Below are 24,254 nucleotides of genomic sequence, written 5' to 3' on the forward strand. Positions count from 1 at the left end.
TAAGGAACGACGCCATCCATGCGTTTGTTTATTGCCGAAAAACCCAGCTTAGCGCGTGCGATTGCCGACGTGTTGCCGAAACCGCATCGACGCGGAGACGGCTATATTGCCTGCGGAAATGACCAGGTTGTGACCTGGTGTGTTGGGCACCTGCTCGAGCAGGCGCAGCCCGACAGTTACGACAGCCGCTATGCGCGCTGGAGTCTGGCTGATTTACCAATTATTCCGGAAAAATGGCGCTTGCAGCCGCGTCCCTCCGTGGCGAAGCAGTTAAAAGTGATTGAAGGCCTGCTGCAACAAGCCAGCGCGGTGGTGCATGCGGGTGACCCCGATCGTGAAGGTCAACTGCTGGTGGATGAGGTGCTGGATTACCTGCAGCTCGCGCCAGAGAAACGCAAAACGGTGCAGCGTTGTTTGATTAACGATCTCAATCCCTCGGCAGTTGAGCGCGCGGTTGGGCGTTTGCGTGAGAACCGTGAATTCATACCTCTGTGCGTATCCGCGTTAGCGCGTGCGCGCGCTGATTGGCTGTATGGCATCAATATGACGCGCGCTTTTACCTTGCTGGGGCGCAACGCTGGGTACGATGGCGTGCTGTCGGTTGGCCGCGTGCAGACGCCGGTGTTGGGTCTGGTGGTGCGTCGTGATGAAGAGATCGAAAACTTTATCCCGAAGGACTATTTCGAAGTTAAAGCGCACATCGTCACGCCAAAAGAGGAGCGTTTTGTCGCGACATGGGTACCAAGCGATGCTTGCGAGCCGTGGCAGGATGAAGAGGGGCGATTGCTGCATCGTCCGCTGGCGGATCACGTGCTTGACCGCATCAACGGTAAGCCCGCGCTGGTCACCGGCTATAACGACAAACGTGAGTCGGATACCGCGCCGCTGCCATTCTCGCTTTCTGGCCTGCAGATAGAAGCCGGCAAACGCTTTGGCCTCAGCGCGCAGAACGTACTCGATTGCTGTCAGCGGCTGTACGAAACCCACAAGTTGATCACCTATCCGCGTTCCGACAGCCGCTATCTGCCCGATGAACATTTTGCCGGACGCCATGCGGTGTTGAATGCCATTCAGGCGCATCAGCCTAATCTGACGCCGCCAGCAGATTTCAATCCCGATCAGAAAAACCGCTGTTGGGATGATAAAAAGGTTGATGCGCACCACGCCATCATTCCTACCGCGCGTGCCAGTAAGGTCAATCTGACTGAGAATGAAGCCAATATTTACGGCCTAATTGCGCGCCAATATCTGATGCAGTTTTGCCCGGATGCGGTGTTCCGCAAATGCGTGATTGACCTCGATATCGGCGGCGGTAAATTTATCGCCAAAGCGCGCTTTCTGGCCGAAGCCGGCTGGCGTGCACTGCTCGGCAGCAAAGAGCGTGACGAGGAGAACGATGGCACGCCGCTGCCGGTGGTCGCCAAAGGCGATGAGCTGCTATGCGAGCGCGGCGAAGTGCTGGCGAAGCAGACGCAGCCGCCGCGTCCGTTTACCGATGCGACACTGTTATCTGCGATGACGGGCATCGCCCGCTTTGTGCAGGATAAAGAATTAAAGAAAGTGCTGCGTGCAACCGATGGTTTAGGTACGGAAGCGACGCGTGCGGGCATTATTGAATTGCTGTTCCGCCGCACTTTTCTGGTGAAAAAAGGCCGCTATATTCATTCGACGGATGCGGGTAGGGCGTTGATCCATGCGCTGCCAGAAATGGCCGCCCGGCCGGATATGACGGCGCAATGGGAATCGACGCTGACCCGCATCAGTGAGAAATCTTGTCGCTATGATGAGTTTATGCAGCCGCTGGTCAGCACCTTGATTGGGCTGATTGGTGAAGCACGCCAGCGACCGTCGTTACAGGCCTTTCGCGGATTGACTGCGCCTGGGGCCAAAAAGAGAGCCAAACAAAAAACGGCTCGTCGCAAAACCAAGGAGACAGAGTGATGCGTTATGCAATGATGTTGCTGGGCGGATTATTGTTATGCAGCACCTCGGCGCTGGCCAACCGCCAGCCGGAAAATAATCGTACGGGTAATACCGATGTGGTGGTGGATCTGCCACCCGAAGTCTGGACGCAAGGGCAAAATAATCGTCAGAGCAACTGCATGCAGTGCTGTACCTATGAGAATCGCAGTTATTCTGAAGGTGCGGTGGTTAAAGCAGAAGGCGTGTTATTGCAGTGCGGCAGGGATGAGAAGGTATTAGGCACCAATCCGCTTATCTGGAAAATCATCAAATAAAAGCGCGTGGCGTATGACGCCACGCTGCTTCATTACAGCTTAAACGTTGACCAAACCGGGGCGTGATCCGACGGTTTTTCCATGCTGCGGATATCGTAATCGATGCCACTCTCAATACAGCGCGAGGCCAGAGGTTGGCTCGCCAGCAGCAGATCGATGCGCAGACCACGATTGTCGTCAAAGCCTTTCGAGCGGTAATCAAACCATGAGAAACGATCGTTGGTTTCCGGGAACTTATCGCGCCAGGTGTCAACCAAACCCCATTGCAGCAAGCGATCCATCCACTCACGCTCTTCAGGCAGGAACGAGCACTTGCCGGTGCGCAGCCAGCGTTTACGGTTATCTTCACCAATGCCGATGTCAAAATCAGTACTACTGATGTTCATGTCACCCATGATCAACACCGGTTTATCGACGGCCAACTGCTGCTCAAGATAGCTTTGCAGATCGCGATAAAACTTCTCTTTCGCTGGAAACTTTGTGGGATGGTCGCGGCTTTCACCCTGCGGGAAATAACCGTTGATAACCGTGATATCGCCAATTGGACTCGGGATTTCCGCCATGATTATACGGCGCTGAGCATCTTCATCATCGCCGGGAAAACCGCGTGAGACACTGACTGGCTCAGCTTTGGTCAGCAGCGCGACGCCGTAATGACCTTTTTGCCCGTGATAAAACACGTGATAACCCAGTTTGCTGACGTCCTCAAGCGGGAACATATCGTCATGCACTTTGGTTTCCTGCAAGCCGATGACATCAGGTTGATGCTGTTCAACAAGCGCGGCTAATTGATGAGGACGCGCACGCAAGCCGTTGATGTTGAAAGAGACAAATTTCATTTCGCTGCCATTTTTATCCGCAAAAGTATGGCGCGATGGTAACGATTTTTTGGGCAAAAGTCATGGTGTGAATCAGGAGGTTACAACGATTAAAACAAGTGGGAAAAAGAGGAGAATGGTATTGATGGTGGTGGGAGAAGGATTCGAACCTTCGAAGTCTGTGACGGCAGATTTACAGTCTGCTCCCTTTGGCCGCTCGGGAATCCCACCGGGGATATTACGTATTGTGGCTTTAAGCAGAGACGATTCAGATGGTGGTGGGAGAAGGATTCGAACCTTCGAAGTCTGTGACGGCAGATTTACAGTCTGCTCCCTTTGGCCGCTCGGGAATCCCACCACTGGCCTGAATCATTGCGTCTTAAAGCGGGGCGCATCATAACAAATGCACTCAGCCTGTAAAGCGCCGTCACTGAAAATAAAAACTGTTTGCCCACTTTTTACGCGTGGCGCTGAAGAGTTGTGCAGTTCAGCGCCGAAGTGGTTAAAGAATGATCGTGCGATTGCCGTAAACGAACACGCGCTGGCCTAACACTTTATACAGCGCGCGGCTCAATACATTCTTCTCAACGTCGCGTCCTGCACGCATCATCTCTTCTGCGGTGTAGCTGTGATCGACGTTAATCACGTCCTGCATGATGATTGGGCCTTCATCGAGGTTATCGTTCACGTAGTGCGCAGTGGCGCCGATGATTTTCACGCCACGCTCATAAGCCTGATGATAAGGACGCGCGCCAATGAATGCTGGCAAGAAGGAGTGGTGAATATTGATGATCTGATTTGGATAACGTTGCACGAAGGCGGGGGTCAACACGCGCATGTATTTCGCCAACACCACGTAATCAGGCTGATAACGGTCAATTTCATCCGCCATGCGGTTGTCGTGCTCTTCACGCGTGTGGCCTTCGTGGCTCACCAACACAAACGGAATATCGAAACGTTCCACCAATGAGCGCAGCGTTTCGTGGTTACCGATGACTGCAGCAATTTCCATATCCAGACCGCCAAATGCGCTTTTCATCAGCAGATCGCCAAGGCAATGCGCCTCTTTGGTCACCAGAATCACCACACGACGACGACCGGCACTTTGCAGTTCACGCACAGAACCGACTGGGAGTGCGCTATCGAGATCGGCCAGCAAAGTGTTGTCGTTGAAAATGCCTTCCAGCTCGGTGCGCATGAAAAAGCGGCCGGTACGGTGATCGACAAACTCATTATTCTGCACAATGTTGAGTTCGTGCTTGTAACAAATGTTGGTGATCTTGGCGATCAAACCTTTCGCATCAGGGCAAATGGTTCGTAAAACTTTTCGTTGGATGGTTTGCGCTTGCATCTCGATCAGAGTCCTGTCAAAGCGATGAATGGTAAAGCCGTTGTGTATCTGTCCAGATTAACCACAACATTTTTTGTATTTTTTATCGGCGCCACAAGGACAGCGATCATTACGTCCCAACTCAGGCGTTGTTCCTTCGACATAGTACCAGCGTTGATCCTCGCGAAGAAAGCGCGAACATTCATAGATTGCTGAAGTGCGTCCTTTTTCGAGGTAACGCGCAAAAAACGTCACGAAGGCTTCATTCTCATGGCTTCCATGATTACAACGAGTTACATTCAAGCCCAGCCATTCAGTACCGGCAAAACTTTCGGATAATAGCGTCTCAAGGTCAGCCACGCGTTTACTGGAGTGCCAGGTTTGCGCCAGCCACGCGGCATCTTTTTCGACGTAGGCGGTATAGCGTGAGCGCATCAATTGCTCCGCGCTGGACGGGTTCGCTTGGCCATTCAGAAAGGGTTGGCAACATAGGCTATACTCCTTTCCGCTGCAGCAAGGGCACTTTTCAGACACGTCATCTCCTGGAAGTGATTAAAGTAAACTAAAGCGTGCGCTATGGTAGCCGACTGTCAGGCGTGATGCTACGTACCATGCCAATCATGAGGTGAGATGAGAAAAGTCAGGATCGGGCTGGCACTAGGTTCAGGTGCTGCCAAAGGTTGGTCGCACATCGGCGTGATCAATGCGCTAGAACGTGCGGGCATTGAAATCGATGTGGTGGCGGGATGTTCTGTTGGCGCGTTGGTCGGTTCGGCTTACGTGAATGGACGGCTGGGCGTGATGGAAAAATGGGTGAGCGCATTCCGCTATTGGGACGTCATCCGACTGATGGATCTCTCCTGGCAACGCGGCGGTTTATTGCGTGGCGATCGAGTGTTTAGTCACATCCGTCAGCTGATTCCTAACGATCTGATCGATGAGTGCGCCAAGCCGTTTGGCGTGGTAGCAACCAATCTGAGTACTGGACGTGAAGTGTGGTTGACCGAGGGCGATTTGCATCAAGCTGTGCGTGCGTCCTGTAGTATGCCAGGCTTATTACCACCCATTGCTTACAATGGGTATTGGTTGGTTGATGGTGCGGTGGTAAATCCAGTACCGATCTCATTAACCCGTGCATTAGGTGCTGACATCGTTATCGCCGTGGATTTACAGCATGACGCGCACCTGATGCAGCAAGATTTATTGTCAGTTACGCCGCAAAGCGGTGAAGAGGCGGCGGCAGTTGAAGCGCTGAGCTGGGGAAAAAAACTGCGTCAACGCTTGATTGGCCTGACGCAACGCCGTGCTAATCAAACGCCGGGTGCGATGGAGATTATGTCGACATCCATCCAGGTTCTGGAAAATCGCCTGAAACGTAACCGCATGGCGGGCGATCCGCCGGATGTGCTGATTCAGCCGTTTTGTCCACAAATTTCCACACTGGACTTTCATCGTGCAGAAGAAGCCATTGCGGCTGGCAAGGCCGCCGTTGAGAAAAAAATGGATGAACTATTACCGCTGGTCCGTGGCAGATAGTCAGGTTGTTCATTCACAGGGGTTGCTACTTCAGCCAATTCTGAAAGGCGCAACTGCATTTTATGAACCACTATTGAATTATCTGGTACGCAGGGGGAGAGAATGGAAAAACCGCTAATCGGCAAAAAGATACTCATTGTCGAAGATGAGGTCGTTTTCCGTTCAATGATAGACAACTTATTAACCAGCTTAGGCGCCAGTACGCTTGAGGCAGGTGATGGCGTTGATGGCTTAACGTTATTATCGGCGCAGTCAGTCGATCTGGTTATTTGCGATCTTGAAATGCCGCGTATGGGCGGTATCCCATTCGTTGAGCGTCTCCGTACGCGCGGCAACAATGTGCCCATTTTGATTATCTCCGCCACACAAAATATGGCGGATATCGCCCATGTGTTGCGTTTGGGGGTGCAGGATGTGCTGCTCAAACCGCTCAAAAATCTTGAACGTTTCCGTGAAGCGGTGTTCGAGTGTCTCTATCCTTCAATGTTTACCTCCAAAGTGGAGGAGGATGAGCAGCTCTTTCAGGATTGGGATGCGCTGGTTAGCGATCCGTTGGCGGCCTCTAAATTACTCAAACAGCTCCAGCCGCCGGTGCAGCAAACTATCGCCAATTGCCGAATCAATTACCGCCAGCTTACCATGGCGGAACAGCCGGGTTTAGTGCTGGATATCGCGGCGCTGTCAGATAACGATTTGGCATTCTATTGCCTTGATGTGACACGCGCTGGCGATAATGGCGTGTTAGCCGCGCTGTTGCTGCGTGCCCTGTTCAATGGCTTGCTGCAGGAGCAACTCTCCGGCCAGAAGCAGCGATTGCCTGAATTAAATGGGTTACTACGGCAGGTCAACATGCTGTTACGGCAAGCCAATCTCAGCGGACAGTTCCCGTTGCTGGTGGGCTATTACCATCGCCAGTTAAAAAATCTGATCCTGGTTTCAGCGGGACTGAATGCCACATTGCATATCAATACTCATCAAATCCAACTCAGTAATGGGGTGCCACTTGGTACTATGGGCAGCACCCATCTCAATCAAATTAGCCAACGTGCCGACGCCTGGCAATGCCATATTTGGGGCGCCGGAGGCAGACTACGTTTGATGCTATCAGCCGAAGAATAACCCGTCGGATTTAAATTTTCTGCGGGTTAAAGACAGGACCAGGGGCAAGCTTTACACTTGGGTAATAGTCCTAAATTCCGTGGATTAACTTCTTCCAGGATAAATCCACCTGATAGTAACTGATATACTCATTTCGTTTTTAAACCGACATATCAAGTATTAACTTGAACGGCCTATTAAGAGAGGTATTTTTGATGTCTGCCTATAAGACTAAAGTTAAAAAAGCGGTAATCCCAGTTGCAGGCCTCGGCACGCGTATGCTGCCTGCGACCAAAGCTATTCCAAAAGAGATGTTACCGCTGGTCGATAAGCCGTTGATCCAGTATGTCGTGAATGAGTGCATTGCAGCAGGCATTAACGAGATTGTGCTGGTTACACACTCTTCTAAAAACGCCATCGAAAACCACTTTGATACCAGTTTTGAGCTGGAATCTATGCTGGAAAAACGTGTTAAGCGTCAGCTGCTGGATGAAATCCAGTCAATTTGCCCTCCACACGTCACCATCATGCAGGTTCGTCAGGGTATCGCCAAAGGCCTGGGCCACGCAGTAATGTGTGCACATCCGCTGATTGGCGATGAGCCATTCGCCGTAATCCTGCCAGACGTCATCATCGATGAATACGAATCTGACCCAACCAAAGACAATCTGGCAGAGATGCTGGCGCGCTACGAAGAGAGCGGACGCAGCCAGATCATGGTTGAGCCAGTTGCGGATGTAACCGCTTACGGTGTGGTTGACTGCCAGGGTGCTGATCTCTCTGCAGGTCAGAGCGCGCCAATGGTTGGCGTGGTTGAGAAGCCTAAAGCTTCTGAAGCCCCATCAAACCTTGCTGTTGTAGGTCGTTACGTGCTGTCTGCTGAAATCTGGCCACTGCTGGCGAAAACGCCTCCAGGTGCAGGTGGCGAAGTTCAGCTGACTGACTCCATTGCAATGCTGATGGAAAAAGAGACCGTTGAAGCGTATCACCTGAACGGTGTTAGCCATGACTGCGGTAACAAACTGGGTTACATGCAAGCGTTTGTTGAGTACGGCGTTCGCCATCCAGTCCTGGGTAAAGATTTCACTCAGTGGCTCGAAGGCGCGGTAGGCAACAAAAAGTAACTCAATAAACACAGGATAATTCAATGAAAGTCACTGTATTTGGTATCGGCTATGTCGGTCTGGTTCAGGCTGCGGTGTTGGCCGAAGTCGGACATGACGTTCTCTGTATTGATGTCGACGAAAAGAAAGTCGAGAACTTAAAGAAAGGCAATATTCCGATCTTTGAACCGGGCCTGACGCCACTCGTTATGTCTAATTATGAGTCGGGTCGCCTGAAGTTCAGCACGAATGCGGAAGAGGGCGTTAATCATGGCGTGATGCAGTTTATCGCCGTGGGGACGCCACCGGATGAAGACGGTTCTGCCGATCTGAAATATGTGACAGCTGTTGCGCGCACCATCGCGCAGCACATGAACGATCACAAAGTTGTTATCGATAAATCAACTGTACCTGTAGGTACAGCGGATCGCGTTCGTGCGGTGATGACTGAAACTTTGCAAAAGCGTGATGTAAACATCGCCTTTGACGTAGTTTCAAACCCGGAATTCCTCAAGGAAGGTGCAGCAGTTAATGACTGCATGCGTCCTGAGCGTATCGTTGTCGGTACCGATAATGATGAAGTGGTTGAGCTGTTACGCGAGCTATATGAGCCGTTCAACCGTAATCATGATCGTATGATTTTGATGGATATCCGCAGCGCAGAGCTGACCAAATATGCGGCTAACTGCATGCTGGCAACCAAAATCAGCTTCATGAACGAGATCTCGAATCTGGCAGAACGTTTGGGAGCCGACGTTGAGAAGGTTCGCCAGGGTATCGGCTCAGATTCACGTATCGGTTATCATTTCATCTATCCAGGCTGCGGCTATGGCGGTTCTTGTTTCCCGAAAGACGTGCAGGCGCTGATTCGTACTGCTGAGTCAATCGGCTACACTCCGCGTCTGCTGCAGGCGGTAGAAGACGTTAACGATTCGCAGAAGAATAAGCTGCCAACCTTTATTAAGCGTCACTTTGGTGACGATCTGCGCGGCAAAACCTTTGCTTTGTGGGGACTGGCGTTCAAGCCGAATACTGACGACATGCGTGAAGCCTCCAGCCGTGTGCTGATGGAGACACTATGGGAAGCCGGTGCAACGGTCCAGGCCTTCGACCCAGAAGCGATGGATGAAGCGCAACGCATTTATGGCCATCGTAACGATCTGAAGTTGATGGGCACTAAAGAAGCAGCGCTGCAGGGTGCGGATGGCTTAGTTATCTGTACTGAATGGCAAAACTTCCGTGCGCCAGACTTCGACGTCATCAAAAATGCGTTAAAAGAACCCGTGATTTTTGATGGTCGTAACCTGTATGATCCGGAGCGTATCAGCAAGCGCGGTTTCACGTACTATGCAATTGGCCGCGGAGCATCAATTAAAATCGTAGAATAATGAGGGATGTATGAAGTTTCTGGTTACCGGCGCGGCAGGTTTTATTGGATTTCACGTCAGTCAACGCTTGCTGGCGGCTGGTCACCAGGTTGTCGGTATCGATAACCTGAATGACTATTATGATGTCAGCCTTAAGCAGGCCCGTTTAGACCAGAACACGCAATATCCTGATTTCATTTTCTTAAAAATGGACCTGGCGGATCGCCAGGCCATTTCTTCTTTATTCGCTGAACATGCTTTTGAACGTGTTATACATTTGGGCGCGCAAGCCGGCGTGCGTTATTCGATCGAAAATCCCCATGCTTATGCCGAAGCAAATTTAATCGGTCATCTCAATATTCTTGAAGGCTGCCGGCATCATAAAATCGGCCACCTTCTGTATGCCTCATCCAGTTCAGTTTATGGACTGAATCGCAAAATGCCTTTTTCAACGGAAGATTCCGTTGATCATCCCGTTTCACTCTATGCGGCCACTAAAAAAGCTAACGAATTGATGTCGCATACCTATTCACATCTTTATCAGCTGCCTACTACGGGATTACGCTTTTTCACCGTTTATGGTCCGTGGGGCCGTCCGGATATGGCGTTGTTCAAGTTTACTCGCGCGATGTTAGCGGGAGAGCAAATTGACGTTTATAACAACGGACAAATGACGCGTGACTTCACTTACATAGATGACATCGCAGAAGCGATCGTGCGTTTGCAGGATGTAATTCCTCAACCGGATGATAGCTGGACAGTTGAAGCTGGTTCGCCTGCAAGCAGTTCGGCACCTTATCGCGTTTACAACATCGGCAATAGCCAGCCGACCAGCTTAATGACCTATATTGAGTCGCTGGAAAAGGCATTGGGCATTGAAGCGAAGAAAAATATGCTGCCGATGCAACCCGGCGACGTGCTGGGTACCAGCGCTGATACACAACCTCTGTATCAGGCGATCAATTTCCGTCCTCAAACTAGCGTTGAGCAGGGTGTACAGCATTTTGTTGATTGGTATCGCCGCTTCTATCAACAATAATTAAGCATTAAAAAAGGAAGCCATTGGCTTCCTTTTTCTTGCCTGGTCAAAGTGAATTAGTAGTGAACTAATTACAATTCTGAGCGCTGGAATGATTACAGTAGGAAATCGTCCAGTTGTTTACCTTGTTCTTCAATTGCTTTTTTAATCACAGCAGGCGTGCGGCCCTGGCCAGTCCAGGTACGGTTTTCACCGTTTTCATCAACATAAGAATATTTAGCGGGGCGTGCAGCGCGCTTGGTTTTACCCGGAACTTTCGTTTCAGATAATGCCTGCAATAGCTCATTTGGGTCGATACCATCGGCAATCAGCATTTCGCGATACTGTTCAAGCTTGCGTGTGCGCTCTGCATTTTCCGCTTGTGCATGAGTATCATCTTCACGACGCTCATTGACCACAACTTCGAGTTTTTCCAGCATCTCTTCCAATGTTTCCAGAGAGCATTCCCGAGCCTGTGCGCGCAATGTACGGATATTATTAAGAATTTTAAGTGCTTCGCTCATTGTCCTAATCTCAAAATATAATAAATGGAGGTTGTTCTGCCGACTCATAATAGTGGTGCAAAAAAATAACTGCAATAGCCGAATTTAAAAGCAAAACGTAAAAAATAAAAATGGAGTGCGATTTTATAACGCTATTCAGAATATATTTACTTATCTGGCAATCTTTTTTAACTGGCTTAGTAGGCTGAACGCTAAGCCCACGCTAACCCTGACGCTTCGGCTTTAATTAAAACGAATAAAATATCGGCTTAATCGCTACTTTGTCAAAACGTGCTCTCTTTATTAGGCGCTATGATATCCATCTTGATGGTGATGTTAATTTGAGCAAATGATAAAAATAATGCATCGCTACAGTTATACAGCTTTATGGTAAACTGCGGCGCAACAGATATAGGCTACGATGAGATTTTCTAATGGCTCAACTTTATTTTTATTACTCTGCGATGAATGCGGGTAAATCAACGGCTTTGCTGCAATCTTCTTATAATTACCACGAGCGCGGGATGCGATCGCTGGTTTATACCGCCGAGATTGATAACCGCTTTGGTGCAGGTAAAGTCAGTTCACGCATCGGTCTTTCGTCTCCTGCATTTTTATATAACGATGAGACAAGGCTCGATGAAGAAATAGCGGCAGAGCATGCGAAGCAACCCGTGCATTGTGTGTTAGTCGATGAAAGCCAGTTCCTGACGCGCGAACAGGTGAAAGCGTTATCTGATGTTGTCGACAATCTGGATATTCCAGTGCTTTGCTATGGCCTGCGCACGGATTTCCGTGGAGAGCTGTTTGTGGGTAGCCAATATTTACTGGCATGGGCGGATAAGCTGGTTGAGCTTAAAACTATCTGCCATTGTGGCAGAAAAGCCAGCATGGTCCTTCGTCTCGATGCAAAGGGTAAGCCTTTTAGCGAAGGCGAGCAGGTAGTGATTGGTGGCAATGAGCGCTATATATCGGTCTGCCGTAAACATTATAAGCAGGCGATTGATGAAGGTTCCCTTCAGGCGATATATGGCTCACAATCGCCCCAGGCCTAACTCATCAGCAAGCCATAAAAAAACCCGCCGTAGCGGGTTTTTTGTTTAAAGCGCTTTACGCTTTCTTCATTTTCTTATCAACTTTTACTTCGGCTTTAACTTCTTCAGCTTTCTCATTCAGTGACTCAGAGAATTCACGGCCGTAAAAGGTATCCAGCATGATTTGTTTTAACTCAGCAATCAGCGGATAGCGTGGGTTCGCACCGGTACATTGGTCATCGAATGCATCCTCAGCCAGCTTGTCAACTTTCGCAAGGAAGTCTGCCTCTTGCACACCCGCTTCGCGGATAGAGGTTGGGATGCCCAACTGCGTTTTCATCTCTTCAAGCCAGGCGAGCAGTTTTTCAATTTTCTGAGCGGTACGGTCGCCAGCAGCGGAAAGTCCCAGATGGTCGGCGATCTCAGCATAACGACGACGTGCTTGTGGACGATCGTACTGGCTGAAAGCCGTCTGCTTGGTCGGGTTGTCATTGGCGTTGTAGCGAATGACGTTTGAAATCAGCAGGGCGTTTGCCAGACCGTGAGGAATGTGGAACTCAGAACCCAATTTATGCGCCATTGAGTGACATACACCCAGGAAGGCGTTAGCAAACGCAATCCCCGCGATAGTCGCCGCATTGTGAACACGTTCGCGAGCAACTGGATTTTTCGCGCCATCGCGATAGCTGGCAGGCAAATTCTCTTTCAGCAGTTTTAGTGCTTGCAAAGCCTGGCCGTCAGAATACTCGTTCGCTAATACGGAAACGTAGGCTTCTAGCGAGTGCGTTACCGCATCCAGACCACCGAAGGCGCAGAGTGAACGTGGCATATCCATTACCAGGTTGGCGTCAACAATGGCCATGTCAGGCGTCAGCGCATAATCCGCTAATGGATATTTCTGGCCGGTTGCATCGTCCGTCACCACGGCAAACGGTGTAACTTCTGAACCGGTACCGGAAGTGGTCGTGATGGCAACCATGCGCGCTTTGACGCCCATTTTCGGGAACTTATAGATGCGTTTACGGATGTCCATAAAGCGCAGTGCCAGCTCTTCGAAATGCGTTTCAGGATGCTCGTACATCACCCACATGATTTTTGCTGCATCCATCGGTGAGCCACCGCCGAGTGCGATAATCACATCAGGTTTAAAGCTGTTCATCTGCTCTGCACCTTTACGGACGATGCTCAGCGTTGGGTCAGCTTCGACTTCAAAGAAGACTTCGGTTTCGATGCCGTGTGATTTCAGTACGCGGGTCACCTGATCCGCATAGCCGTTATTGAACAGGAAGCGGTCAGTAACGATAAAGGCGCGTTTTGCTCCATCAGTTGCCACTTCTTCCAGGGCAATCGGCAGTGAGCCACGACGGAAGTAAATAGACTTTGGAAGTTTATGCCACAACATATTCTCAGCTCGCTTGGCCACGGTTTTCTTGTTGATGAGATGTTTTGGTCCCACGTTTTCAGAAATGGAGTTACCCCCCCATGAACCACAGCCCAGCGTCAGTGACGGAGCAAGCTTGAAGTTGTACAGGTCACCGATACCGCCTTGTGATGCAGGCGTGTTAATCAGAATTCGTGCGGTCTTCATTTTGTCGCCGAAGTAGTGCACGCGTTCGATCTGGTTATCCTGGTCGGTATACAGGCATGAGGTGTGGCCGATACCGCCCATCGTTACCAGTTTCTCAGCTTTATCGACTGCGTCGTGGTAATCCTTCGCGCGGTACATCGCCAAAGTTGGAGACAGTTTTTCATGCGCGAATGGCTCAGATTCATCAACCAGCTTCACTTCACCAATCAGAATCTTGGTAGTTGCAGGCACGCTAATTCCGGCCAATTCGGCAATTTTGGTCGCTGGCTGGCCTACAATCGCGGCGTTCAAAGCGCCATTCTTCAGAATGATATCCTGAATGGCTTTCAGCTCCTTACCTTGCAGCAGGTAGCCGCCGTGGCTGGCAAAACGTTCACGTACAGCGTCATAAGCCGAATCAACCACAATCACGGATTGTTCAGAAGCACAAATCACACCGTTATCGAAGGTTTTCGACATCAGGATAGACGCCACAGCGCGTTTGATATCAGCAGTTTCATCAATCACGACAGGCGTGTTACCCGCACCCACCCCAATTGCCGGTTTACCGGAACTGTAGGCGGCTTTCACCATGCCCGGACCACCGGTTGCAAGGATCAGGTTGATATCGGGGTGATGCATTAACTGATTAGAAAGCTCGACAGAAGGGGTATCGATCCAGCCGATAATATCTTTTGGTGCACCTGCCGCAATCGCTGCCTGCAGCACAATATCTGCAGCTTTGTTGGTTGCATCTTTTGCACGTGGATGCGGAGAGAAGATAATGCCGTTGCGGGTTTTCAGGCTAATCAGCGCTTTAAAAATAGCGGTAGAGGTTGGGTTGGTGGTTGGAACGATACCGCAGATTAGGCCAATCGGTTCAGCAATGGTAATGGTGCCGAAGGTGTCATCAGTGGCGAGGATACCGCAGGTTTTTTCGTCTTTGTAAGCGTTGTAGATGTATTCAGAAGCAAAGTGGTTCTTGATCACTTTGTCTTCAACAATACCCATGCCTGATTCGGCAACGGCCAGCTTGGCGAGAGGAATTCGTGCGTCTGCAGCAGCAAGTGCGGCAGCGCGGAAGATTGCATCAACTTGTTCCTGACTAAAATTAGCGTACTCACGCTGTGCCTTTTTTACACGTTCAACCAGTGCATTAAGTTCGGCAACATTAGTAACGGCCATAGTGCTCTCCTGAAGGAAGTTAAACTCTTTTAGTAAACAAGCCTGAATCCAGAAGTATAGTCACGCTATGCTTATATTTTGGTCAGGTTGGCGACTGTTTTGCCTTTGCTTACTAAAAGGGTTTCCTGGTCAAGATGCTTGAGCGTCAGGAAGTTGTTTAGACGAGTTAAGATTACCCCTGATGGGGTAGGTAAATTTTGATACAGATCAATCCTGATCCAAGCTGACACCTTTCAGCACTAACTTTTGCAAGTAAAGTTAGCGTGATGTGCCACATCTGCGGTACCTGCTGGCTTCATTGCCATAACCCAACGTTAACAGTAGTTGAAAGAACTGACTTAAAGCTTTGCCGGCAGCATAAATTTCTGTTGGCGCCTCTGGTTTTCCGCCCGGCTTATGCACTACATTAAGCGCGTTTTTCTACTCAGACTTTACCGGAGCCCACTTTGAACCCCGTACTACTTGATCTATCCGGCTACATTAAGTTTTTTGTCGGTTTGTTTGCCCTGGTAAATCCGGTAGGTATCATCCCGGTCTTTATCAGTATGACCAGCTATCAGGGTGTGGTTGAGCGCAACAAAACCAACCTCACCGCGAACCTGGCCGTCGCCATTATCCTGTGGACGTCACTTTTCCTTGGTGATGGCATCCTGCATCTGTTTGGTATTTCGATAGATTCGTTCCGTATTGCCGGTGGGATTCTGGTCGTCACCATCGCGATGTCGATGATCAGCGGAAAACTGGGTGAGGATAAGCAGAACAAGCAGGAGAAGTCAGAGAGCGCCATTCGTGAAAGTATTGGTGTGGTACCGCTGGCTTTACCGTTGATGGCCGGTCCCGGCGCAATAAGTTCAACCATCGTCTGGAGTACGCGTTATCACAGTTGGCAGAACCTAATTGGCTTTAGTATCGCGATTGCAATTTTCGCGTTTTGCTGTTGGCTGCTGTTTCGCGCTGCACCATTAATGGTGCGAGTACTTGGCCAAACCGGGATCAACGTTATCACTCGTATCATGGGATTGTTGTTAATGGCATTGGGCATAGAGTTTGTTGTCACCGGCATGAAATCAATTTTCCCCGGATTACTCAATTAGTAGCCCTTAATTTTTAATCTTAACCTGCAATGCGATCCACAATGGTGCAACGTTAGACTTAATTGCACCATTTTGGTAATTTTATTCATCCTTCTTAACGCATTAACCTTCGCATCACTTTTACTACTAATCCTGATAAACGCATCCAGTAACTCACATTAAATTGTGATAATTATCACAGATAAATACTCTGTAAAATTCTTTCTTATTAGCATTACGGAAAAGTCTTTAGCTTGATGATGAAATCATTATGTTGGAATGTGATGGTTTTGCAGTTGTATTCATAAAAATTATAACTTAATAACAATAATGAATAAAATATATGCGATAACGAAATTATATTTATATTAATCAGTGTGTTAATCGTTATTTCATCCTAATAATTAACACTTTTCCTCCCTACCAGAACGTGATAAAAGAGAATCTGCTAACATTTTTGCAGTTTAGCTTTGGCGTGCGGGCATCGGTTCTGATAATTTTCGGCACATCACAAATTTTTTATCTGATAGCGACAAATGTGTACGCTTCTTGCTTAAAGGCTATCAGGCTTATGATTAAGGTTGATATTTGTTGATGAAATGCATGGTAGCGAAAACGGCCGTACGTTCAGTGCTTGCCTTATGTCTCACAGGCGCAATGGCCTCAAGCCAGGCAGCACAAATTCCCGCAGGCACTCAATTATCAGAATTACAGCGGATCGTGATTAATAATGGCAGTGAGGTGGCAACGCTCGATCCGCAGAAAGCGGAGGGCGTGCCAGAATCCAATGTCATGCGTAATTTGCTGGAAGGTCTGGTTGAAACCGATAATAACGGTCAGCTTGTCCCCGGTGTCGCTAAGCAGTGGCAAAGCGAAGAAGGGCGCATCTGGACTTTCACGCTGCGAGAAGATGCGCGCTGGAGTAATGGCCAGCCCGTTACCGCCCAGGATTTCGTCTACAGTTGGCAGCGCCTGGCCGATCCCAAAACTGCTTCCCCTTACGCCAGCTATTTACAGGCGGCCCATGTCGCCAACGTTGATGCCATCCTGTCTGGTAAAGCTGCGCCGGCTGAACTCGGGGTTAAAGCCCTCGACGATCGTCATCTACAAGTCACCCTTTCTGAACCCGTTCCCTATTTTGTTGCTATGCTGGCCCACAGTGCGATGAAACCGGTCTATCGTCCGGCGATAGACCAGTGGGGCGAGCAGTGGACGCAGCCGCAACACTATGTTGGCAATGGCGCTTTTACGCTGTCGGACTGGGTGGTGAATGAAAAAATCGTGGTGAAACGCAATCCGCAGTATTGGGATAATGCACACACGGTGATTGAAGAGGGCGTGTTCTTGCCGCTCTCTTCAGAGAACAGTGATATCAACCGTTATCGCAGCGGTGGCACCGATATGACCAACAGTGTGGTGCCGCCGGAGCTGTTTAAAAAGTTACAGCAGGATCTCGGCGATGAGGTCAAAATCAGTCCGCTGCTGTGCACCTTCTATTACGAAATCAACAACAAAAAAGCGCCATTCGATGATGTCCGAGTACGCGCCGCGCTGAAGTTAACCCTTGATCGCGACATCATTGCGCAGAAGATCATGGGCCAGGGGCAAATTCCTGCCTACGAATTGACGCCGCCGTTTACCCACGGTATCACGCTCTCCCCACCGGCCTGGGCGCAACAAACGCAATCCGAGCGTAATGCCAGCGCCAAGCAGTTACTGGCAGATGCCGGCTTTAATCAACAAAACCCGCTGCGTTTTACGCTGTTGTACAACACCTCCGAACAGAACAAGCGACAGGCGATTGCTGCGGCCTCGATGTGGCAAAAAAATCTCGGTGCGGTGGTGACATTACAGAATCAGGAGTGGAAAACGCTGCTGGAGACGCGTCACCAGGCGCAGTATGACGTGGTACGCGCGACATGGTGCGCAGATTACAACGAGCCCTCAACCTTCCTGAATATGCTTTTGAGCGGTTCATCAAATAATACCGCGTTTTACCAAAGTTCGGCGTTTGACCAGTTAATGCAGCAAACATTAACCACTTCAGATGAAGCAAAGCGCGCCGCTCTTTATCAGCAAGCTGAAGCGCAACTTGATAAAGATTCGCCAATCGTACCGGTCTACTACCGCGTTAGCGTGCGGTTGGTCAAACCTTGGGTGGGCGGTTTTACCGGTAAAGATCCACAGGACATGCTGGCGTTGAAATACTATTACATAAAGAAACATTGAGTAATGGACCGATCCGGCGCTACAGTCGGGCGGCACTTTACCGTGGTAAACCCTGAAGGGTGATTAGGGTCTTCGTTCAGACACGCGAAGATCACCTGGAAACGGGGTACGCCGGGCGTTAAATCGACCCGGTAAAGATAATAAAACTGGAGCGTAATAATGAACAACATCACAAAAAAAAGCCTGATTGCAGCGGGTGTATTAGCAGCAATCGGCGCGCTGGCAGGGAATGCCGCGCTGGCCGCAACAGTGCCAGCAGGCGTTGAATTGGCAGCAAAACAGGAACTGGTTCGCGGTAACGGCGATGAAGTACAGTCGCTGGATCCCCACAAGATTGAAGGTGTTCCCGAAGACAACATCGCGCGTGACCTGTATGAAGGTTTGATCACCAGCGACAGCGATGGCAAACCGGTTCCGGGCGTGGCGGAAAGCTGGGAAAACAAAGATTTCAAAGTCTGGACTTTCCACCTGCGTAAGAACGCTAAATGGTCCAACGGTGAACCGGTCACCGCGCAAGATTTCGTTTACAGCTGGCAGCGCCTGGTCGATCCGAAAACCGCATCTCCATACGCCAGCTATCCGCAATACGGTCACATCGTCAACGTTGACGACATCATCGCCGGTAAAAAGCCAACTTCCGAGCTGGGTGTAAAAGCCATCGACGATCACACGCTGGAAGTGACGCTGAGCGAGCCCGTACCGTACTTCTATAAGCTGTTGATCAACTCCGTGATGTCTCCGGTGTATAAGCCTGCTATCGACAAATTTGGCGATCAGTGGACCCAACCGCAGAACTGGGTCGGCAACGGCGCATTCAAACTTGAATCCCACGTGATCAACGAACGCGTAACGTTGGTGCGTAACACGCAGTATTGGGATAACGAGCACACCGTTCTGAACAAAGTTACCTTCCTGCCAATCAACTCTGAAGTCAGCGACGTTAACCGTTACTTCTCTGAGAACGGCAGCGATATCACCTACAACAACATGCCAATCGAGCTGTTCAAAAAACTGCAGCGTGATAACGGCAAAGAGTTGATGGTGAAGCCATATTTGTGCACCTATTACTACGAAATTAACAACCAGAAAGCGCCATTCACCGATCCACGCGTCCGTACCGCGCTGAAACTCGGTCTGGATCGCGACATCATGGTGAACAAGGTTCTGGCACAAGGTCAGCAACCGGCTTACAGCTTCACCCCGCCAGCCACCGATGGCATGGAACTGCTGCCGCCGGATTGGTTCAAGTGGGATCAGAACAAGCGTAACGAAGAAGCGAAAAAGCTGTTGGCTGAAGCGGGTTACACCGCAGATAAACCGCTGACCTTCAATCTGCTGTACAACACCTCCGATCTGCACAAGAAACTGGCTATCGCTGCCTCTTCTATCTGGAAGAAAAACATCGGCGTCAACATCAAGCTGGAAAACCAGGAGTGGAAAACCTTCCTGGATACGCGTCATCAGGGCAACTTTGATGTCTCTCGTGCGGCATGGTGTGCGGATTACAACGAACCGACTTCATTCCTGAACATCATGCTGTCTGACAGCAGCAGTAACACCTCGCATTACAAGAGCGCTGACTTCGATAAAGTTATCCACGATGCGGTTAAAGCCACAGACGATAAAGCGCGCGTAGCGGATTATCAGAAAGCTGAGCAGATTCTGGATAAAGACAGCACCATTGTGCCGGTTTACTACTACGTCAATGCGCGTTTGGTGAAACCTTACGTGGGCGGTTATACCGGCAACGATCCGCTGGATAAAACCGTCGATAAAAACCTGTATATCATTAAACATTAATAGCACTCAGGCTATCGATAGTGGCGGTGCTGCGGCACCGCCTTTTTACTTTGTGAAGCAACAGCCTGGTAGGTACGGCAATGTTAAAATTCATCCTGCGTCGGCTCCTTGAAGCCATCCCGACGCTGTTTATCCTCATCACCATCTCTTTCTTTATGATGCGACTGGCACCCGGCAGTCCATTTACCGGCGAACGTGTTCTGTCGCCAGAAGTGATGGCGAATATTGAAGCGAAGTACCATCTCAACGATCCGATTGGCAAACAGTATCTGAGCTATCTGGTGCAGTTGGCACATGGCGACTTTGGTCCCTCGTTTAAATACAAAGATTACTCGGTCAATTATCTGGTCGGCCACGCCTTCCCGGTATCAGCCAAACTTGGTCTGGCGGCATTCTTCCTTGCCGTGGTATTGGGCGTAACGGCCGGCGTGATCGCCGCCCTAAAGCAGAACAGTTTGTGGGATTATGCCGTGATGGGGGTCGCGATGACCGGCGTGGTGATCCCCAGCTTTGTCGTAGCACCGTTACTGGTGCTGGTATTCGCGATTACCTTACGCTGGCTGCCAGGCGGCGGCTGGAACGGCGGCCAATGGAATTACATGTTGCTGCCGATGGTGGCGCTCTCGCTGGCCTATATCGCCAGCATCGCGCGTATTACCCGTGGTTCGATGATTGAAGTGATGCACTCAAACTTCATCCGTACCGCGCGCGCCAAAGGTCTGCCATTGCGCCGTATCGTGCTGCGTCACGCGCTGAAGCCTGCTATGTTGCCGGTGCTTTCCTATATGGGACCGGCGTTTGTCGGCATCATTACCGGTTCCATGGTGATTGAATCCATCTATGGTTTACCGGGCATCGGCCAGTTGTTCGTCAACGGGGCATTGAACCGTGACTACTCGCTGGTGATGAGCCTGACCATTCTGGTTGGCGTGCTGACCATTCTGTTTAACGCGATCGTTGATGTGCTGTACGCCGTAATCGATCCGAAAATCCGTTACTGATTGTGGAGCTCGCCCATGATGTTAAGTAAGAAAAACAGCGAAGCTCTGGATGCCTTCAGTGAAAAACTGGAAGTCGAAGGGCGCAGCCTCTGGCAGGATGCGCGTCGCCGCTTTATTCACAACCGCGCGGCGTTTATCAGCCTGCTGGTGCTGCTGGTGATCACGCTGTTCGTGGTGTTCGCCCCAATGTTGTCGCAATTTAAATATGACGACACCGACTGGGCGATGATGTCTGCCGCGCCGGATACCGTTTCCGGTCACTGGTTTGGCACCGATTCCTCGGGCCGTGATCTGCTGGTGCGCGTTGCGATTGGTGGCCGTATCTCGCTGATGGTGGGCATCGCCTCTGCGCTGATCGCGGTGCTGGTGGGCACGTTGTATGGCTCATTGGCGGGTTATCTGGGCGGTAAAATCGACTCGGTGATGATGCGTATTCTGGAGATTCTCAACTCCTTCCCGTTCATGTTCTTCGTCATCCTGCTGGTGACCTTCTTTGGTCGCAACATTCTGTTGATCTTTGTGGCGATCGGAATGGTGTCGTGGCTGGATATGGCGCGTATCGTGCGCGGGCAGACGCTGGGCCTGAAGCGCAAAGAGTTCATCGAAGCGGCGCAGGTCGGCGGTGTCAGCACCTTCAAAATCGTATTGCGCCACATTGTGCCGAACGTGTTGGGCGTGGTGGTGGTATATGCCTCTTTGCTGGTGCCGAGCATGATCCTGTTCGAATCCTTCCTTAGCTTCCTTGGCCTCGGCACACAGGAACCCCTGAGCAGTTGGGGCGCGTTGCTGAGCGATGGCGCCAACTCGATGGAAGTGTCGCCGTGGTTACTGATGTTCCCGGCCGGTTTCCTCGTGGTCACGCTGTTCTGTTTTAACTTTATCGGCGATGGCTTGCGTGATGCCCTCGACCCGAAAGATCGTTAAGGAGTTTCCCGATGACCATTCATGAATTTCAGCCAGCCATGGCTGCACGTGCGGGAAACAATAACCTGCTGCTGGATGTAAAAGATCTGCGCGTCACCTTCAGCACCCACGATGGCGATGTTACCGCTGTGAACGACCTCAACTTTTCACTGCATGCAGGTGAAACGCTGGGCATTGTTGGCGAGTCCGGCTCGGGGAAATCGCAAACCGCGTTTGCCTTGATGGGGCTGCTGGCAAAAAATGGGCGCATTGGCGGTTCAGCAAAATTCAACGGCGCAGAGATTCTCAATCTGCCAGAAAACAAGCTGAACAAACTGCGTGCTGAGCAGATCGCGATGATCTTCCAGGACCCGATGACGTCGCTGAATCCGTATATGCGCGTCGGCGAGCAGTTAATGGAAGTGCTGAAACTGCATAAAGGCATGAACAGCGCCCAGGCGTTTGAAGAGTCGGTACGCATGCTGGACGCCGTGAAAATGCCGGAAGCGCGTAAGCGCATGAAGATGTTCCCACATGAATTCTCTGGCGGCATGCGCCAGCGTGTGATGATTGCGATGGCGCTGCTGTGTCGACCTAAGCTGCTGATTGCCGATGAGCCGACCACAGCCCTCGACGTCACCGTACAGGCGCAGATCATGACGCTGTTGAATGAGTTGAAGCGCGAGTTCAATACCGCGATTGTGATGATTACCCACGATCTCGGCGTGGTGGCGGGTATCTGTGACAAAGTGCTGGTGATGTACGCCGGTCGCACTATGGAATATGGCCGTGCCCGCGATGTGTTCTATCATCCTGCACATCCGTACTCGATTGGCTTGCTGAGTGCGGTGCCGCGACTGGACGCTGAAGAGGGCGAGTCGCTGACCACTATTCCGGGCAATCCGCCAAACCTGCTGCGCTTGCCGCAAGGCTGTCCGTTCCAGCCTCGATGCGCTTACGCCATGGACATTTGCGCCAAGGCACCGCCGCTGGAGCCTTTCGCTGAAGGGCGCTTGCGTGCCTGCTTCAAGCCGGTGGAGGAATTAGTATGAGCACCGTAGTCGAAGAGAAAAAAGTCCTGCTGGAGATTGCCGATCTTAAGGTGCATTTCGAGATTAAGGATGGCAAACAGTGGTTTTGGCAGCCACCGCACACGCTGAAAGCGGTCGACGGCGTCAGCCTGCGTTTGTACGAAGGTGAAACGTTGGGTGTCGTTGGTGAGTCGGGCTGCGGTAAATCGACGCTGGCCCGCGCCATCATTGGCCTGGTGAAAGCCACGGAAGGGCGCGTCGCCTGGTTAGGGCGCGATCTGCTGGGGCAAAGCCAGGAGCAGTGGCGTCAGGCGCGCAGCGATATCCAGATGATCTTCCAGGATCCGCTGGCATCGCTTAACCCGCGCATGACCATTGGCGATATCATTGCCGAACCGCTGCGCACCTATTATCCGAAGATGCCACGCCAGGAAGTGAAGGATAAGGTCAAAAGCATGATGATGAAGGTTGGGTTGTTACCTAACCTCATCAACCGCTATCCGCATGAGTTCTCGGGCGGCCAGTGTCAGCGTATTGGTATTGCGCGTGCGCTGATTCTGGAGCCGAAGCTGATTATCTGTGATGAACCGGTATCGGCGCTCGACGTGTCGATTCAGGCGCAGGTCGTCAATCTGTTGCAGAAATTGCAGCGAGAAATGGGCTTGTCACTGATCTTTATCGCGCACGATTTGGCGGTGGTCAAACACATCTCCGATCGCGTGCTGGTGATGTATCTAGGTCATGCGGTCGAGCTGGGTACTTACGATGCGGTGTACAACAATCCGCAGCATCCGTACACCCGCGCGCTGATGTCTGCGGTGCCGATTCCCGATCCGGATCTGGAGAAAAACAAGCAAATCCAGCTGCTGGAAGGGGAGCTGCCATCACCGATCAATCCGCCATCAGGTTGCGTATTCCGTACGCGTTGCCCGATTGCCGGACCAGAGTGTGCTAAAACCCGGCCGCTGCTGGAAGGGAGCTTCCGTCATGCGGTGTCTTGTTTAAAAGTCGATCCGATGTAAATGAAAACGCCGGGCGATTGCCCGGCGTTTTTTTGTCTGTCGCTTACTCGCGCCACAGGATGTGGCAGAGTTTGTGATCTTTCTCGCGGCAAAGCAGGACGCGTGCGAACACATCAGTGATCGGCTCGCCGTCGGCTTCACCTAAGCCAATCACCACTTCTGCGAAGAAGTCTGGGTTGAGATCGAAATCAACATGTTCCTGCCAGTCTTCCGCAGGATCGAACAGTTCCGCGCCACCGCGCTCTTCAAACTGCAGATTGAACAGAATAATGTCAGCGGGATCGAGATTGTCGCCAGCCAGCTCAAGAAAAATATCGTAAGCCTGTTCCAGCGTTTCATCTTCAGTAAGGCGATTATTTAAATCCATGGTCATTCCTGCTTGCCCTGAGGCGGTAATAT

Annotated in this window: 21 protein-coding genes and 2 tRNA genes; 15 read left to right on the plus strand and 8 right to left on the minus strand. The window is 50.8% G+C overall.

Annotation, left to right across the window (positions count from 1 at the left end; all coding sequences use genetic code 11):
* Window positions 1–18 precede the first annotated feature (18 nt).
* Together PanJK_RS05875 and PanJK_RS05880 are read left to right on the plus strand one after the other, a co-directional pair.
* A complete protein-coding gene (locus PanJK_RS05875) occupies window positions 19–1,941 on the plus strand; it encodes a DNA topoisomerase III (protein WP_265297988.1) in 1,923 nt (640 codons plus the stop codon).
* Window positions 1,941–2,237, plus strand: coding sequence for a YnjH family protein (locus tag PanJK_RS05880; protein WP_008110345.1), 297 nt, complete (start codon window positions 1,941–1,943; stop codon window positions 2,235–2,237). The genes PanJK_RS05875 and PanJK_RS05880 overlap by 1 nt, the downstream gene beginning before the upstream one ends.
* Window positions 2,238–2,269: 32 nt before the next feature.
* Here PanJK_RS05880 and xthA read toward each other — a convergent pair whose 3' ends face one another.
* The 5 genes from xthA to PanJK_RS05905 all read right to left on the minus strand — a co-directional run bounded on the left by xthA (window position 2,270) and on the right by PanJK_RS05905 (window position 4,919).
* Window positions 2,270–3,076 carry an exodeoxyribonuclease III gene (gene xthA / locus PanJK_RS05885; RefSeq protein ID WP_256696582.1) on the minus strand — a complete coding sequence of 269 codons (807 nt, stop codon included), beginning with the start codon at window positions 3,074–3,076 and terminating at the stop codon, window positions 2,270–2,272.
* 125 nt (window positions 3,077–3,201) lie between these two features.
* Window positions 3,202–3,286, minus strand: a tRNA-Tyr gene (locus PanJK_RS05890).
* Between the two features lie 42 nt (window positions 3,287–3,328).
* Window positions 3,329–3,413, minus strand: a tRNA-Tyr gene (locus PanJK_RS05895).
* 144 nt (window positions 3,414–3,557) lie between these two features.
* Complete coding sequence (gene purU, locus PanJK_RS05900) at window positions 3,558–4,406, minus strand: formyltetrahydrofolate deformylase (protein WP_036648946.1); 849 nt, start codon at window positions 4,404–4,406, stop codon at window positions 3,558–3,560.
* Between the two features lie 57 nt (window positions 4,407–4,463).
* Entirely contained in the window at window positions 4,464–4,919 is a 456-nt protein-coding gene (locus PanJK_RS05905; RefSeq protein WP_265297994.1) for a YchJ family metal-binding protein, read from the minus strand.
* 96 nt (window positions 4,920–5,015) lie between these two features.
* Between PanJK_RS05905 and rssA the strand changes: the two genes are divergently transcribed.
* From rssA to PanJK_RS05930, 5 genes are all read left to right on the plus strand, one after another.
* Complete coding sequence (gene rssA / locus PanJK_RS05910; RefSeq protein ID WP_256696580.1) at window positions 5,016–5,921, plus strand: patatin-like phospholipase RssA; 906 nt, start codon at window positions 5,016–5,018, stop codon at window positions 5,919–5,921.
* A 102-nt stretch (window positions 5,922–6,023) separates the two neighbouring features.
* Entirely contained in the window at window positions 6,024–7,040 is a 1,017-nt protein-coding gene (gene rssB / locus PanJK_RS05915) for a two-component system response regulator RssB (protein WP_256696579.1), read from the plus strand.
* A gap of 194 nt (window positions 7,041–7,234) precedes the next feature.
* Window positions 7,235–8,143 carry a UTP--glucose-1-phosphate uridylyltransferase GalU gene (gene galU / locus PanJK_RS05920; RefSeq protein WP_008106595.1) on the plus strand — a complete coding sequence of 303 codons (909 nt, stop codon included), beginning with the start codon at window positions 7,235–7,237 and terminating at the stop codon, window positions 8,141–8,143.
* 23 nt (window positions 8,144–8,166) lie between these two features.
* On the plus strand, window positions 8,167–9,510 hold the full coding sequence (locus tag PanJK_RS05925) for a UDP-glucose dehydrogenase family protein (protein ID WP_256696578.1): 1,344 nt from the start codon (window positions 8,167–8,169) through the stop codon (window positions 9,508–9,510).
* A gap of 10 nt (window positions 9,511–9,520) precedes the next feature.
* Complete coding sequence (locus tag PanJK_RS05930) at window positions 9,521–10,528, plus strand: NAD-dependent epimerase (RefSeq protein ID WP_256696577.1); 1,008 nt, start codon at window positions 9,521–9,523, stop codon at window positions 10,526–10,528.
* Between the two features lie 95 nt (window positions 10,529–10,623).
* Here the strand turns inward: PanJK_RS05930 and hns are convergent, their stop codons facing one another.
* Complete coding sequence (hns, locus tag PanJK_RS05935) at window positions 10,624–11,031, minus strand: histone-like nucleoid-structuring protein H-NS (RefSeq protein ID WP_256696576.1); 408 nt, start codon at window positions 11,029–11,031, stop codon at window positions 10,624–10,626.
* 413 nt (window positions 11,032–11,444) lie between these two features.
* Here hns and tdk point away from each other — a divergent pair, with 413 nt between their 5' ends.
* On the plus strand, window positions 11,445–12,065 hold the full coding sequence (tdk, locus tag PanJK_RS05940; protein WP_154156329.1) for a thymidine kinase: 621 nt from the start codon (window positions 11,445–11,447) through the stop codon (window positions 12,063–12,065).
* Window positions 12,066–12,120: 55 nt separating this feature from the next.
* On the opposite strand, the gene adhE is transcribed toward tdk, so the two are convergent.
* Entirely contained in the window at window positions 12,121–14,796 is a 2,676-nt protein-coding gene (adhE, locus tag PanJK_RS05945; protein WP_179450679.1) for a bifunctional acetaldehyde-CoA/alcohol dehydrogenase, read from the minus strand.
* Window positions 14,797–15,242: 446 nt separating this feature from the next.
* Between adhE and PanJK_RS05950 the strand changes: the two genes are divergently transcribed.
* From PanJK_RS05950 to oppF, 7 genes are all read left to right on the plus strand, one after another.
* Window positions 15,243–15,890: a YchE family NAAT transporter gene (locus PanJK_RS05950; RefSeq protein WP_256696574.1), complete on the plus strand. Its 648-nt coding sequence runs from the start codon at window positions 15,243–15,245 to the stop codon at window positions 15,888–15,890.
* Window positions 15,891–16,463: 573 nt separating this feature from the next.
* Complete coding sequence (locus PanJK_RS05955; protein WP_265298004.1) at window positions 16,464–18,098, plus strand: ABC transporter substrate-binding protein; 1,635 nt, start codon at window positions 16,464–16,466, stop codon at window positions 18,096–18,098.
* A gap of 159 nt (window positions 18,099–18,257) precedes the next feature.
* Window positions 18,258–19,898: an oligopeptide ABC transporter substrate-binding protein OppA gene (oppA, locus tag PanJK_RS05960; RefSeq protein ID WP_008106580.1), complete on the plus strand. Its 1,641-nt coding sequence runs from the start codon at window positions 18,258–18,260 to the stop codon at window positions 19,896–19,898.
* Between the two features lie 80 nt (window positions 19,899–19,978).
* Entirely contained in the window at window positions 19,979–20,899 is a 921-nt protein-coding gene (gene oppB, locus PanJK_RS05965) for an oligopeptide ABC transporter permease OppB (protein WP_007892378.1), read from the plus strand.
* Between the two features lie 15 nt (window positions 20,900–20,914).
* Window positions 20,915–21,823 (plus strand): oligopeptide ABC transporter permease OppC, encoded by a 909-nt coding sequence (gene oppC, locus PanJK_RS05970; protein WP_008106577.1) that lies wholly within the window; start codon window positions 20,915–20,917, stop codon window positions 21,821–21,823.
* Between the two features lie 11 nt (window positions 21,824–21,834).
* Window positions 21,835–22,854, plus strand: a complete 1,020-nt coding sequence (locus PanJK_RS05975) for an ABC transporter ATP-binding protein (protein WP_061718771.1) — start codon at window positions 21,835–21,837, stop codon at window positions 22,852–22,854.
* Window positions 22,851–23,855 (plus strand): murein tripeptide/oligopeptide ABC transporter ATP binding protein OppF, encoded by a 1,005-nt coding sequence (oppF, locus tag PanJK_RS05980; protein WP_265298012.1) that lies wholly within the window; start codon window positions 22,851–22,853, stop codon window positions 23,853–23,855. Before PanJK_RS05975 ends, oppF begins: the two co-directional genes overlap by 4 nt.
* 43 nt (window positions 23,856–23,898) lie before the next feature.
* Here oppF and PanJK_RS05985 read toward each other — a convergent pair whose 3' ends face one another.
* Window positions 23,899–24,228 carry an HI1450 family dsDNA-mimic protein gene (locus PanJK_RS05985; protein WP_196761379.1) on the minus strand — a complete coding sequence of 110 codons (330 nt, stop codon included), beginning with the start codon at window positions 24,226–24,228 and terminating at the stop codon, window positions 23,899–23,901.
* Window positions 24,229–24,254 lie beyond the last annotated feature (26 nt).

The sequence above is a fragment of the Pantoea sp. JK genome (genome assembly GCF_026130245.1).
Classification (GTDB): domain Bacteria; phylum Pseudomonadota; class Gammaproteobacteria; order Enterobacterales; family Enterobacteriaceae; genus Pantoea; species Pantoea trifolii.

What these genes read in the sequence shown, in the direction of transcription:
- PanJK_RS05875 (WP_265297988.1), top strand. Translation starts at nt 19, where the DNA reads ATGCGTTTGTTTATTGCCGAAAAACCCAGCTTAGCGCGTGCGATTGCC.
- PanJK_RS05880 (WP_008110345.1), top strand. Translation starts at nt 1,941, where the DNA reads ATGCGTTATGCAATGATGTTGCTGGGCGGATTATTGTTATGCAGCACC.
- xthA (WP_256696582.1), bottom strand. Translation starts at nt 3,076, where the DNA reads ATGAAATTTGTCTCTTTCAACATCAACGGCTTGCGTGCGCGTCCTCAT.
- purU (WP_036648946.1), bottom strand. Translation starts at nt 4,406, where the DNA reads ATGCAAGCGCAAACCATCCAACGAAAAGTTTTACGAACCATTTGCCCT.
- rssA (WP_256696580.1), top strand. Translation starts at nt 5,016, where the DNA reads ATGAGAAAAGTCAGGATCGGGCTGGCACTAGGTTCAGGTGCTGCCAAA.
- rssB (WP_256696579.1), top strand. Translation starts at nt 6,024, where the DNA reads ATGGAAAAACCGCTAATCGGCAAAAAGATACTCATTGTCGAAGATGAG.
- galU (WP_008106595.1), top strand. Translation starts at nt 7,235, where the DNA reads ATGTCTGCCTATAAGACTAAAGTTAAAAAAGCGGTAATCCCAGTTGCA.
- PanJK_RS05925 (WP_256696578.1), top strand. Translation starts at nt 8,167, where the DNA reads ATGAAAGTCACTGTATTTGGTATCGGCTATGTCGGTCTGGTTCAGGCT.
- PanJK_RS05930 (WP_256696577.1), top strand. Translation starts at nt 9,521, where the DNA reads ATGAAGTTTCTGGTTACCGGCGCGGCAGGTTTTATTGGATTTCACGTC.
- hns (WP_256696576.1), bottom strand. Translation starts at nt 11,031, where the DNA reads ATGAGCGAAGCACTTAAAATTCTTAATAATATCCGTACATTGCGCGCA.
- tdk (WP_154156329.1), top strand. Translation starts at nt 11,445, where the DNA reads ATGGCTCAACTTTATTTTTATTACTCTGCGATGAATGCGGGTAAATCA.
- adhE (WP_179450679.1), bottom strand. Translation starts at nt 14,796, where the DNA reads ATGGCCGTTACTAATGTTGCCGAACTTAATGCACTGGTTGAACGTGTA.
- PanJK_RS05955 (WP_265298004.1), top strand. Translation starts at nt 16,464, where the DNA reads ATGAAATGCATGGTAGCGAAAACGGCCGTACGTTCAGTGCTTGCCTTA.
- oppA (WP_008106580.1), top strand. Translation starts at nt 18,258, where the DNA reads ATGAACAACATCACAAAAAAAAGCCTGATTGCAGCGGGTGTATTAGCA.
- oppB (WP_007892378.1), top strand. Translation starts at nt 19,979, where the DNA reads ATGTTAAAATTCATCCTGCGTCGGCTCCTTGAAGCCATCCCGACGCTG.
- oppC (WP_008106577.1), top strand. Translation starts at nt 20,915, where the DNA reads ATGATGTTAAGTAAGAAAAACAGCGAAGCTCTGGATGCCTTCAGTGAA.
- PanJK_RS05975 (WP_061718771.1), top strand. Translation starts at nt 21,835, where the DNA reads ATGACCATTCATGAATTTCAGCCAGCCATGGCTGCACGTGCGGGAAAC.
- oppF (WP_265298012.1), top strand. Translation starts at nt 22,851, where the DNA reads ATGAGCACCGTAGTCGAAGAGAAAAAAGTCCTGCTGGAGATTGCCGAT.
- PanJK_RS05985 (WP_196761379.1), bottom strand. Translation starts at nt 24,228, where the DNA reads ATGACCATGGATTTAAATAATCGCCTTACTGAAGATGAAACGCTGGAA.